This window comes from Legionella qingyii, assembly GCF_003184185.1.
On sequence record NZ_QHJG01000029.1, the window covers coordinates 44,134 to 55,784 of the forward strand.

The following is an 11,651-nucleotide window of genomic DNA, read 5'->3' on the forward strand; positions in this document are numbered from 1 at the left end:
AAAACACACTGAGTTTATATGTTACTCCATTGTCTTTTCATCATTGGTATTTGTGTTGAAGCAATCACTGGCGCCTTAGCGGCTGGTCGTAAAAAAATGGATTTCTTTGGAGTTATGTTGATTGCAAGCATTGCTGCATTAGGTGGTGGCACTGTACGAGATGCCCTATTTAACACGTACCCTCTAACTTGGGTTATTCATCCTGAATATTTATTATACACATCAGTATGTGCATTCCTGACTATATTTATTGCACATTCATTGATTCGAATCATGAAAATATTTTTAATCCTCGACGCATTGGGATTGTCTACATTTGTGATTATTGGTACTCAAAAAGTACTCAACCATGGTTTATCACCCAGCATTGCCGTCATTAGTGGCATGATTACCGGTATTTGTGGTGGTATGTTACGTGATATTCTATGCAACGACATTCCTTTGGTATTAAGAAAAGAACTTTACGCAGTAATTGCTTTGGCAGGTGCGGTACTGTTTACCACCCTTCACTATTTTGAGATTTCAGAAAATCTCAATGTGATTATTACACTAATCAGTATTTTTAGTGCTCGACTTATAGCCATTTTTTTCCACATTGAAATACCGATATTTGACTATTCAGAAAGTATCAAAAAACGGAAGCGAAAATCGTAGGACAAACAGAACTGTAGAAATATAGCCTGGGTGAGGCGAAATGAGGGAAAAACCGTTAGCAAAACCCGGGTTCCGCTTCGCTTCACCCAGGCTAAAAATCACTCTTAGACTTCTTTAACTTCGATAATACTCACTTCTTCATCGGGTACATCAGCGTGTCCCATACGTTGCCCAGTTTTTACTTTAGCAATCGCATCTACAACGTCCATACCCTCAACTACCTCACCAAATACACAATATCCATATCCTTGCATATGATCACCACTGTAGTTCAAAAATGCATTATCAGCGACATTAATAAAAAATTGCGCTGTTGCAGAATGTGGATCCATAGTTCTTGCCATTGCAATAGAACCTCGTTTATTGGGCTTAGCGTTCTTAGCTTCGTTTTTAATAGGCTCACGAGTTGATTTTTGTTTCATCTCTGAGTCAAGTCCACCACCTTGAATCATAAAGCCTGCGATAACACGATGGAAAATTGTATTATTATAAAAACCGCTGCGCACATAATTAAGAAAATTTTCTGCTGTAGCTGGAGTATTTTCTGTATCTAACTGTAGATGAATATCACCTTTAGATGTGCTAATTACAACCATTAATATCTCCTGTCATTTTTTAAATAAATTGATGAATCTTAGTATAGGTAAAAAGACTATGCTTTTTACAGGATATTATTCGTAATATGACTTAAATGCATGAGTGCCTTTTAATTCACACGTTCGTTAATTATTAACTCACGCATTTTATCACAAACATCATGCATTACATGAACATTATGAATGCTTGCCAATGCTGTAAATAAATTTGCTTTTTGTTTTGTTAACTGATGTAGATAAGAACGTGAATAGTTACGGCAAGTGTAACATGTACACTGTGCCATAATCGGCGACATATCATTAGCAAAGCATGATTTTTTTATTTGAATGCGTTCATTCTCATACTCACTGGCAAAACGCAACCAATTGCCTTCTCGAATCAATTCACCGCAATATAAAGATCCATGTCGCGCATTACGCGTCGGAGCAACACAATCGAACATATCAATTCCTTCAGCGACTACATCCAAAAGGTCCTGAGGTGACATTCCAACACCCATGGTATATCTTGGTTTATTTTCGGGTAAGTAATCGCGCACCCAGCGTATAACTTCCACCGTAGTTTTCATATCAAAGCCAATAGTTTCACCACCTATTGCAATCCCTTCGGTATCCATTGAAGAGACAAAATCCGCACTTTCACGACGTAAATCTTTAAAAGTTCCGCCTTGAATAATGCCAAAAAGCGCTTGCTCATAACCATAGCGTGAATTGGGATATTGTTGATGATAATGTATGGATTGGTTTAACCAACGATGAGTACGCGTCATGATATGACTGACCTCATCTTTAGTACAACTATCCGGCGTGCACTGATCAAAGGCCATAATAATATCCGCACCAATAATCTTTTGGGTTTCTAAGGACATTTCCGGCGTCATATGAATTAGCCGCTGACTCCCAGGCAATCGAAAATGCGCGCCATCCTCATCAATCGTACAAATTTCTTTATTCTTGGATAAACTAAAAACCTGAAAGCCGCCACTATCCGTTAACATCGGTCCATGCCACCCCATAAAAGGATGCATTCCTCCCGCTTTTTCGATGACCTCCATACCTGGGGCACATAACATATGATAGGTATTACCCCCTAAAATGATTTGACTGTGTGCGTCATGCAATTCAGCGGGAGTCATATTGTTTACACCAGCACGCGTACCAACTGGCATAAAAACTGGTGTTATAAATTCACCGTGAGCTGTAGTAACACGCGTCACTCGCGCTTGAGTAGATGAGTGTTTATGCAACACATCGCAAGAAAAGGTTTTCATCGGTTAGAAATAATTCAAAAATGCCGATAATAGCTAAGTCAAACTCAGATTACCAGCATTAGCCCTGTTAATAATTAATCAATAGACTACTTTCGCAATGCACACAGGTGAGTAAAAGTCGGGGAGAAATGGAGCAAAAATCAGTGTGTACACGCGAAATGCATGAGAATCAGAGCACCGAATCAACAGAGCAATTTGCCACTCCAGTAGAGTTTCGAAAGAAGTCTAATCTATGATATCATGCGCAAAACCTATGGAAGCATGGCCCTATTAATCCAAATTCTAAAAAGGATATATGTATATGCCCAGTTCAAATTCAAATTTATTCATGATCGATATAGAAAGTAATGAACTTTCAGACATTGAACGGGAAATCATAAAACATCCTCTGGTAGGTTCCGTGATTCTTTTCACTCGTAACTTCTCAAGTCCACAGCAGTTAGAACATTTAATTTGTGAAATTCGCGAAATCAATCCTAATATTTTTATAGCAACCGATCATGAAGGTGGTTTTGTGCAACGTTTTATGCGCCATGGATTTCGTGCTTTGCCTGCTCCTCGCGTTTATGGCGATACCTATGATCTTAACCCGGAAGTCGGCATCAGACTTGCAAGACAATACGGCGAAATTATGGCCAAAGACCTATTAACTTGTGGTGTGGATTTAAGTCTTGCCCCAGTCCTTGACCTACATGATAAAAATCTTATTATTGCACGTTTAGATCGTGCTTTTCACCATAATCCTGATGTGATTGTCACTTTAGCTGGTGCTTTTATTGAAGGGATGAATGCGGCTGGTATGCCAGCTGTTGCCAAGCATTTTCCAGGACACGGTTCGGTCAGTGGGGATTCACATAGCACAATGCCGGTTTCTCTTGCCTCGATGGATGAGTTGAAAACCAAAGATTTAAAACCATTTATCGAGCTAATCGATAAAGGACTGCTTAGCGCAGTCATGCCCGCGCATGTAACTTATAAGGCAGTTGATGCAAATAAGCCTGCTGGCTTTTCAACCATTTGGTTGCAAGAGATATTACGCCATGAATTAGATTTTACAGGTTTGGTTTTAAGCGATTGCTTGAGCATGACCGGTGCCGATATAGGCAATTTAATGACCCGAACAGAAGAAGCCCTTAAAGCAGGTTGTGATATGTTGATCGTCTGCCACCAACCACGGCAAGTATTGTTGGAGTTATTGCAAAAAATTACTTTAGCTCAATCACCCGAATCAGCCGCTCGTATCGCTCACTTTAAAAATCAGATGCTTCGCTTCGCACATCCGGAAACAAATCAACCCAAGTCTTATTTATCCTCGATAGTGCCAGAATGCGCTCCAGCTACTGTTAGCAAAAATCTGCAATTCAATACTTCAAAAACAATTTAACAAAATGCTCATATAGCCTGGATGCAGCGCAGCGAAACACAGGTTTTAGGACATAAACAAACCGCTCAATCCTGGGTTCTATTTTGCGGCACCCAGGCTACAAAGCACGAGCTTAAAAATTATCTTCGTGAAGCGCTCTTCGTCGGGTATGCCAAAATAAAAAACATCCCATTAGTACCATGAATGAAAAGTATAGAGCACACCATCCTGGCATTGATATTCCCAGCATCTGCCAACTTACCTCAGCACAATCGCCGCTACCCCAAAATAGAGTTTTTACTACAGTTTGCCAGGGAAAATAACGGATTAAAACATCGAGACCAGGCATACACGCAGGCGCCTCGCCCGCAGGTAAAGACTGTAACCATAATTGGCGTAAAGCAAAAAATAAACCGGCACACGCAATAAGACTTTGTAGAAAACTAATAATATGCGCCTTTTTTAAGGTTTGAAAGCTCAATCCCATAACGGCCAACAACAAAAAGACACAGATGCGCTGCATGATGCATAAAGGGCAAGGAATAAGACCAACAACGTATTGAAAGTAAAAAGATGCAAATAATACAAACACGGTCAGTGTTGCATTGAGCGTTTGAATTCTTCGATAAGTAAGCTTTCTCATGATTTTGGCAACATATAAGATATAGCTGCTTTAAGATCATCATCACTGCATTTAATACACGTTCCTTTTACAGGCATAGCATTTAAACCTTTTATTGAAGAAGCAAGTAAATCATTTAATTCTCTCTTGACTAAACGCGGTTTCCAATCCTGTTCATTTCTGAATTTTGGTGCTCCCGCGAGACCGTCTCGATGACAAACAATACAATATTGCTGGTACGTGTCTTGTCCGGGTTCTTTTGTCGCTACATTACTAATTGCCTTATTATCTGTCTGAGCCTGACCTTGTACAGTGACCTTTCCTACAGGTTGAATTCTTAATTGAATTTCTCGTTGTTGCGATTCTTCACTTGCATACACCACAAATGAAAAACAAAACAATGATATTAAAAACTGCAACCTCATGCCGATACACCTCATGATAATAATTTAGGATAATACCTAGAAGTGAATTTTTTTTCCAGCAGGATCAAAATCAAATAAGTGGAAAATCATCTTGTATCCAGGAAACAATCTTCAAACTATAATGGATCGTTAAAAAAACTAAGGAGCAAAAACATGGTCCAAGCAATTCCTGAAGGCTTTCATACCGTAACGCCAGCCTTTACTTTTAAAGATTGTGCGAAAGCAATTGAGTTTTATAAACAAGCATTTAATGCTAAAACACTACATATTTTCCCTTCCTTGGATGGAAAAGGCATTATGCATGCTCACATTCAAATTGGTAACTCGATTATTATGATGGGTGATGAAATGGAAGGAGAGGGTTGCTCCAAAAGTGCTGAAACGCTTGGAAAATCACCAATCACACTTTTTGTATATGTTCCTGACGTAGACTCCTTTTTTCAACACGCTGTAAATGCTGGAGGTCAAATAACAATGCCTGTAGCGGACATGTTTTGGGGGGATCGTGCCGGGTTAATTAAAGATCCTTTTGGCTACTCGTGGATGATTGCCACACATACCAAAGATCTAACCGATGAAGAAATCAGGAACAATGCAGCAGAGGCATTCGCCTCTATGGAAAAAAATAAGCTATAAGGATTTGAAATGTCAGACTACACCATACAAGACTCTATTTTGCTCATTGCCGATCCTAAGATAGTTGCCATTCCGGTGATTGATAATCACGACCCGATGATTGATTTAATGAATCATCCTGAGATTAGCTATGGTCCGTCTCCAGAAATACCGAATAATACTGATTACACCAAAATGCGAAAAGCGGTTTATGAAAAACTAAACCAAGCCCAATCCTTGTTACCTAAAGGATTACGTTTTTGCTTGTATGAAAGCTACCGTAGTCTGGCATTACAAAAATTGCTTTTTGATACACGTTATGGAAAAGTTAAAAATAAACATCCCGAATGGTCATCAGAGCAGATTTTTACTGAAACAACACGACTGGTCTCCCCCGTCATCAACCTGGATGGTTCACCCAATATTCCACCTCACTCGACAGGCGCTGCAATTGATGTCTATTTAATCAATGAACAAGGAGAGGCCATTGACATGGGAATTCATCCTAAAGATTGGATGGAGGATTTAGACGGTTCTCTGTCATTAACTGCTTCAGAAATTATTACTCACGAAGCAAAACAAAATCGAAAAATCATGTGCCATGTCTTAGACACTGTAGGTTTCGTCAATTATCGCAATGAATATTGGCATTGGTCGTATGGAGATCGTTATTGGGCCTACTATAAACAACAACCTTATGCCTTTTACGATAATTATAAATAATCTAATTTTTATAACCCAGGCAAAGAGCGGCCACATTGTAACGCCATTCGACAACTATCGGAAAATTAGGTTATATTTCAATGGTATTGATTGATTATGGATGTTTAAAATAAGGAAAGGAAAGGATATGACAAATACAAATGAAATTTACACCCCAAGCACGTTAAGACGAAATTGGGGTTGGCTTTTGGGATTAGGAATATTACTTGTTTTTCTAGGTTGTGTAGGCTTGAGCATGGTCATCGGGTTGACCTTAGTTAGCATGTATTTTTTTGCTGCCTTATTAATTATTTCTGCGATATCCCATTTTATTGATATTTTCAAACATCGAGACTGGAAAGGTATCTTCTGGCAAACAATAATTGCAGTTTTATACCTAATCGGAGCTGGTGTTGTTCTTTATGATCCCTTTTTAGCATCTACTTTAATTACTGCACTCTTAGCTGGCGTGCTCATTGTTATTGGCATCACACGAATAATTCTTGCCTTTTCTTTAAAAGACAGCAAAGGATGGGGTTGGTTATTATTTGCAGGAATTATTGCTATTATTCTTGGTGTGTTAATCATCATGCAATGGCCAATTAGCGGCTTATGGGTTATAGGAATGTTCATTGCTATTGATATGATTGTAAATGGATGGACTTACATTTTTATCGCTCTTTCTGTACGTGCATCTGTGTAATGAACATAGTATGATACTGCATGCTCTTCAAAATGCGGTATCATATGTACTCAAGAACCCTACGCATAGCAACCCGCCAAAGCCCTTTGGCTTTGTGGCAAGCCAATCATGTTCGAGATTTATTGTTAAATAAATGGCCGAATCTGCAGATTGAACTATTACCTATGAGCACATCTGGAGATAAGTTCCTCAAGGATAAGCTTCTCACTGTTGGCGGCAAGGGTTTATTTGTCAAAGAGCTCGAAGAAGCTTTGCTGGACAAAAGAGCTGATTTTGCTGTTCACTCTTCAAAAGATATGCCCGCGGAATTTCCTGAAGGCCTCGGTTTGGCTGCGATCTGCAAAAGAGACAATCCATTTGATGTCTTTGTCAGTTACCAACATACCGATTTACAAACACTCCCCCCACAAGCTATTGTTGGAACCTCAAGTCTTAGGCGGCAATCTCAATTATTGGCGTACAGGCCGGATTTAAATGTTAAGTCCTTACGAGGAAATATCAATACTCGACTTGAGAAACTGAAAGCAGGAGAATTTCAAGCAATTATCCTTGCTGCTGCGGGTCTTGAGCGTATGGGATTTACCGATCTAATAACAGAACAATTATCTGCTCAAATCATGCTTCCTGCGTGTGGTCAAGGCGCTCTAGCAATCGAATGCAGAAGTGACGATCATGAAATGCAAGCACTGCTTGCCGAACTTAATGATCCAGTATCCTCTATTTGTGTACATGCAGAGCGAAAGGTCAATGCCCTCTTGGGTGGTAATTGTCATGTTCCTTTGGCAGTTTTTTGTGTCCCGATAGCAAGCAATCAACTTTCCTTACAAGCAAAAGTTCTAACTCTTGATGGTTCGCAAATCATTAAGAGCGAGCAAATAGGCCTCTTGGATCAGGCAACACACTTGGCTGAACTTTGCGCCCAAACGTTGTTAGCTCAAGGAGCCGCAAACATTCTGGCATCAGTACCAAAATGAACAGCTCCCTACTCGGTTTACGCATTTTAAATACTCGCCCACAAGAGCAGGCACAGCCGCTGAGTCAAAGCATTCGCGACGCGGGAGGCGTCGTAATTGAACTACCCACTCTAGAGATCCAAGCAACCGATAGTAACTGGATCAATTTATTGCCTGATTTAAAAAAAGTAGACCAAGCCATTTTCATTAGCGCCAATGCCGTTCATTATTGTTTTACTCAATTAAACAGTCAAAATATTAAATGGCCATCTTCAATTCAAGTCATTGCAATCGGTCAAGGTAGTGCTGCAGCACTCCAAAAATTTGGCATACAAGTCAACGCAATCCCCGATATACCTGATAGTGAACATTTATTGGCATTAAAAACATTACAACAACCAGCCAAACAAAACGTACTACTATTTAAGGGCGAGGGAGGCAGGCCACTTATTGAGGAGCAATTAATAGAAAGAGGAGCGAACCTGATTATTCTTAAGGTATATAAAAGGGTGATCCCTAAAATTAGCTGCAATTTGATTGAGTCGATATGGCGCAATGATTTAGTGGACATTATACTGTTAACAAGCGAACAGTCTCTGCATAACCTTTTTAAACTGTTTGATAAAGAGGCCCAGGAATGGCTCCGTAATAAAAAATGGCTCATGATCAGCGAGCGCCTGGCTCAAGTAGCTTCATCGATGAATATAAAAAATATCAGAGTTTGTAACCCTAATCGGGTGATGAATACATTGTTTGATTACGTGAAAAAGGATTAACTTATGGCAAACGGCAACGAAGATCAAATACAAAAAGTAAAAACAACACTCAGTACTGCTCAAAATGAAAAGACAAAACCTCAAAATAATTCTACTGGGTGTAAAAATAAATACCTGATATCTACCATTGCCTTTATATTTGCATTAGGAGGATTAGGTGTTGCTGCCTATACTCTTTCCAAGAACAATCAATTGCAAAATCAATTAAGCAAGGCGCAAAATACTTTCTCCACCCAGCTACAACAATTGGAGCAAAGTCAAGACCAAGTCCAAGAACAAATCAATGTAAGAGCAAATAAGGCCGAAGAAACACAAACACAATTACAAGCCAAATTTGAAAATTTAAATAAGCAAATCCAAAATGCAATGCAGCAAAAGTTCTATCAAAATCAGGATTGGCTTCTCCTCAAGGCACGTTATTATCTTGAGTTAGCACAGATCAATGCACATTGGAGCAACGAAATTGACTCAACAATAGCATTGTTGGAGCAGGCTGATCAGCTCTTAAATCAATTAAACGACCCTAAAATTTTGAATATCCGCCAAGCAATAGCTAAAGATATAGCACAAATTCAAGCTCTACCCTCTGTCGATATTGCTGGATTGCTTAGTCAATTGGATGCAGCGCAAAACAGCATTAACGATTTGAGCATCCCATTACCGGTAAGTGGAAATACACCACCGAAAGAAAAGACAACAGTCCCAGCAAATGACTCTTCTACATGGAAAATTCGTTTACAAAGCAGTATGAATGTGCTGGAAAAGCTTGTTGTAATTCGACGACATGATCAAGGGATTGAACCACTGATGTCTCCTTTATTTGAAGCCTTAGTTAAAGAAAAGCTCCGCCTCAATTTCCAGGAAGCGCAATGGGCTGTTCTTAATAATGAGCCTTTTGTTTATCAACTGGTTCTAAATCAAGCGATTAGTAGTCTTAAAACAAATTTTAATGAAAACAAGCCAAGCACTGCCACTTTAATCAGAAAGCTGACTGAGTTACAGCAAACGAATATCACTCGAAAAAGACCAGCGATGGGTTCTGCGCTCCCCATGCTCAATGAATTGATTGAAACTAAAAAGACTCCAGGGACTCAATCTTTAAATCATGAACAAGGAGGAAATCAACCATGATGCGTATTATCTTGGCCTTCTTGATCTTACTCGGCTCCGTAGCTTTAGGAATTCAACTCAATAAAGACCCTGGCTATGTATTAATTGCAATCAACCAATGGACCATTGAAACTACGGTCTGGGTAGCTGTCTTTGGTATCATTATTTTATTCATTGCCATGTATCTTGTTTTGCGCTTATGTCAGAAAATTTCTCATACCCCAAGTACATTAACGCAATGGCATTCGAAACGGCTTGCTCAAAAAGCACAGGCAATTACTCGAAAAGGATTAATTGAATACAGTGAAGGATATTGGTTAAAAGCCAAAAATCATTTGATTCAAGCCTTGCCGAATACGGACACACCTTTACTTAATTATTTAACAGCAGCTCGCGCCGCCCAAAAAATGGGAGACAATCAATTACGCGATGATTATCTGCGTGAAGCACAACAATCGATGCCTGAGGCTAAAATTGCCGTTGAACTAACCCAAGCAGAATTGCAACTAGCCAATCATCAATGGGAGCAAGCTCTGGCAACACTCAAGCATTTACATGATATAGCCCCTCGTCATCCTTATGTTTTAAAGCTCATAATGCAACTTTATCAAGAAGTAAAGGACTGGCCTCAGCTCATTCATATTTTGCCTGACTTAAAAAAATATCAGGTTGTTAATCCACAAGAATTTGAATTATTACAGTACAATGCTTATTTACAGCGGCTTATTGACCTTGTTAGGCAAAATCAACACGAGGCAGTGAATACGTTCTTCCATTCATTACCCAAAGCTTTAGCTAATGAGCCCAATATCATAGCAGAATATGTTCGATTCTTATTAAAAAATGCTGATTATACTACCGCAAGCGACCTATTACGTCGTACACTGCGCAAAGACCTCAGTCCCCAATTGATCGGGCTCTATAGCCTATTACCAATAGATGAAAAACAACTGGCTTTTGCTGAAGGATTACTGAAAAAAAATGCTCATTCAGCGGCACTTTATTTATGCTTGGGACAAATCTGCATGAAACGAAATTATGGGGAAAAGCCAAATATTATCTTGAAAAATCAAACGAGATAGAGCCTACCGCTTTAGCCTATGAAACTCAAGGGCAGTTACATGAAAAGCTTGGCGAAGAAGCGCTTGCTTGTAGAAGCTATAAGCAAGGCTTAGCATTAACAACAAAAGAAATTTAAACCTATGTTTAGAAATGGAACTGCTTCTCCACCATAAATAAGAAGAAGGCTGATTAGGCCTTCTCACCTTTGATGCCAGATTTAAGCTAAAGTTCTAACACAAACTATTGTGACTTAGATCAGTGTCTGATTTAGTTCGACGCCACCTATACCTATATCTGTATATGTTCCTTGTAATGATAGAGTCGCATCTGTTTGGCCTGAAATTATAGCAGTTGAACTATCTACTGTTGCAGTTGAACTATCTACTATTGCAGTTGAGCTATCTACTATTGCAGTCGAACTATCCACTGCGGTCACAGTTAAACTATCTGCTACTGTCATAGTTGAGCTATCTATTGTTGTAATAGTTGAACTGCTATCAGCAGCTGCCACACTTAAAACACTTTGTGCACTTACATCTAAAATACTATCTTGTGGAGTTAAGTCAATTGTGGGAACAAGTGCAGCGGAATCAAGAGAACTCCCAGTTAAAGCACCTTGCAATGCGGGATCAGTTGCATATGCATAGTTTGTATCTCCTACAGTTTCAACAATACGATCAAGGCTCACCACTCCGGGACCTGACTCACCCCCTGCATAAGCGAGTGAACCATCTAACGCTGTCGTAGTTGAACTATCTAACACTGCCGTTGTACCATCTAACAATGCGGTTGAACCATC

13 protein-coding genes and 1 pseudogene are annotated in these 11,651 nt (G+C 39.4%); 9 read left to right on the forward strand and 5 right to left on the reverse strand.

Annotation, left to right across the window (positions count from 1 at the left end):
• Positions 1-18 precede the first annotated feature (18 nt).
• On the forward strand, positions 19-654 hold the full coding sequence (locus DGG96_RS15750) for a trimeric intracellular cation channel family protein (protein WP_110143597.1): 636 nt from the start codon (positions 19-21) through the stop codon (positions 652-654).
• A gap of 104 nt (positions 655-758) precedes the next feature.
• Here the strand turns inward: DGG96_RS15750 and DGG96_RS15755 are convergent, their stop codons facing one another.
• Together DGG96_RS15755 and tgt are read right to left on the reverse strand one after the other, a co-directional pair.
• Entirely contained in the window at positions 759-1,250 is a 492-nt protein-coding gene (locus DGG96_RS15755; RefSeq protein WP_110143598.1) for a peptidylprolyl isomerase, read from the reverse strand.
• A gap of 110 nt (positions 1,251-1,360) precedes the next feature.
• The gene (gene tgt, locus DGG96_RS15760) at positions 1,361-2,521 is read right to left on the reverse strand and encodes a tRNA guanosine(34) transglycosylase Tgt (RefSeq protein WP_110143599.1); all 1,161 of its coding nucleotides are present in this window, start codon (positions 2,519-2,521) and stop codon (positions 1,361-1,363) included.
• A gap of 301 nt (positions 2,522-2,822) precedes the next feature.
• Here tgt and nagZ point away from each other — a divergent pair, with 301 nt between their 5' ends.
• The gene (gene nagZ / locus DGG96_RS15765; protein ID WP_110143600.1) at positions 2,823-3,905 is read left to right on the forward strand and encodes a beta-N-acetylhexosaminidase; all 1,083 of its coding nucleotides are present in this window, start codon (positions 2,823-2,825) and stop codon (positions 3,903-3,905) included.
• A gap of 112 nt (positions 3,906-4,017) precedes the next feature.
• On the opposite strand, the gene DGG96_RS15770 is transcribed toward nagZ, so the two are convergent.
• A complete protein-coding gene (locus tag DGG96_RS15770) occupies positions 4,018-4,527 on the reverse strand; it encodes a disulfide bond formation protein B (protein WP_110143601.1) in 510 nt (169 codons plus the stop codon).
• Positions 4,524-4,931 carry a c-type cytochrome gene (locus DGG96_RS15775; protein WP_110143602.1) on the reverse strand — a complete coding sequence of 136 codons (408 nt, stop codon included), beginning with the start codon at positions 4,929-4,931 and terminating at the stop codon, positions 4,524-4,526. The genes DGG96_RS15770 and DGG96_RS15775 overlap by 4 nt, the downstream gene beginning before the upstream one ends.
• 153 nt (positions 4,932-5,084) lie before the next feature.
• Between DGG96_RS15775 and DGG96_RS15780 the strand changes: the two genes are divergently transcribed.
• The 7 genes and pseudogenes from DGG96_RS15780 (at position 5,085) to DGG96_RS15810 (ending at position 10,988) form a co-directional block, all read left to right on the forward strand.
• Entirely contained in the window at positions 5,085-5,567 is a 483-nt protein-coding gene (locus tag DGG96_RS15780; RefSeq protein WP_110143603.1) for a VOC family protein, read from the forward strand.
• A gap of 9 nt (positions 5,568-5,576) precedes the next feature.
• A complete protein-coding gene (locus DGG96_RS15785; RefSeq protein WP_110143604.1) occupies positions 5,577-6,269 on the forward strand; it encodes a M15 family metallopeptidase in 693 nt (230 codons plus the stop codon).
• Between the two features lie 127 nt (positions 6,270-6,396).
• Positions 6,397-6,951, forward strand: a complete 555-nt coding sequence (locus tag DGG96_RS15790; RefSeq protein WP_110143605.1) for an HdeD family acid-resistance protein — start codon at positions 6,397-6,399, stop codon at positions 6,949-6,951.
• 44 nt (positions 6,952-6,995) lie between these two features.
• Positions 6,996-7,925: a hydroxymethylbilane synthase gene (gene hemC / locus DGG96_RS15795; protein WP_110143606.1), complete on the forward strand. Its 930-nt coding sequence runs from the start codon at positions 6,996-6,998 to the stop codon at positions 7,923-7,925.
• The gene (locus DGG96_RS15800; RefSeq protein WP_110143607.1) at positions 7,922-8,680 is read left to right on the forward strand and encodes a uroporphyrinogen-III synthase; all 759 of its coding nucleotides are present in this window, start codon (positions 7,922-7,924) and stop codon (positions 8,678-8,680) included. The genes hemC and DGG96_RS15800 overlap by 4 nt, the downstream gene beginning before the upstream one ends.
• Positions 8,681-8,683: 3 nt before the next feature.
• Positions 8,684-9,811, forward strand: a complete 1,128-nt coding sequence (locus DGG96_RS15805) for a uroporphyrinogen-III C-methyltransferase (RefSeq protein ID WP_110143608.1) — start codon at positions 8,684-8,686, stop codon at positions 9,809-9,811.
• Positions 9,808-10,988, forward strand: a pseudogene (locus tag DGG96_RS15810) (heme biosynthesis HemY N-terminal domain-containing protein). Before DGG96_RS15805 ends, DGG96_RS15810 begins: the two are co-directional and overlap by 4 nt.
• A 114-nt stretch (positions 10,989-11,102) precedes the next feature.
• Here the strand turns inward: DGG96_RS15810 and DGG96_RS15815 are convergent.
• On the reverse strand, positions 11,103-11,651 hold a 549-nt coding region (locus tag DGG96_RS15815), incomplete at its 5' end, for a hypothetical protein (protein ID WP_205872622.1).

Excerpts from the sequence above, each read along its gene's own strand:
- DGG96_RS15750 (WP_110143597.1), top strand. The coding sequence starts at position 19 with ATGTTACTCCATTGTCTTTTCATCATTGGTATTTGTGTTGAAGCAATC.
- DGG96_RS15755 (WP_110143598.1), bottom strand. The coding sequence starts at position 1,250 with ATGGTTGTAATTAGCACATCTAAAGGTGATATTCATCTACAGTTAGAT.
- tgt (WP_110143599.1), bottom strand. The coding sequence starts at position 2,521 with ATGAAAACCTTTTCTTGCGATGTGTTGCATAAACACTCATCTACTCAA.
- nagZ (WP_110143600.1), top strand. The coding sequence starts at position 2,823 with ATGCCCAGTTCAAATTCAAATTTATTCATGATCGATATAGAAAGTAAT.
- DGG96_RS15770 (WP_110143601.1), bottom strand. The coding sequence starts at position 4,527 with ATGAGAAAGCTTACTTATCGAAGAATTCAAACGCTCAATGCAACACTG.
- DGG96_RS15775 (WP_110143602.1), bottom strand. The coding sequence starts at position 4,931 with ATGAGGTTGCAGTTTTTAATATCATTGTTTTGTTTTTCATTTGTGGTG.
- DGG96_RS15780 (WP_110143603.1), top strand. The coding sequence starts at position 5,085 with ATGGTCCAAGCAATTCCTGAAGGCTTTCATACCGTAACGCCAGCCTTT.
- DGG96_RS15785 (WP_110143604.1), top strand. The coding sequence starts at position 5,577 with ATGTCAGACTACACCATACAAGACTCTATTTTGCTCATTGCCGATCCT.
- DGG96_RS15790 (WP_110143605.1), top strand. The coding sequence starts at position 6,397 with ATGACAAATACAAATGAAATTTACACCCCAAGCACGTTAAGACGAAAT.
- hemC (WP_110143606.1), top strand. The coding sequence starts at position 6,996 with ATGTACTCAAGAACCCTACGCATAGCAACCCGCCAAAGCCCTTTGGCT.
- DGG96_RS15800 (WP_110143607.1), top strand. The coding sequence starts at position 7,922 with ATGAACAGCTCCCTACTCGGTTTACGCATTTTAAATACTCGCCCACAA.
- DGG96_RS15805 (WP_110143608.1), top strand. The coding sequence starts at position 8,684 with ATGGCAAACGGCAACGAAGATCAAATACAAAAAGTAAAAACAACACTC.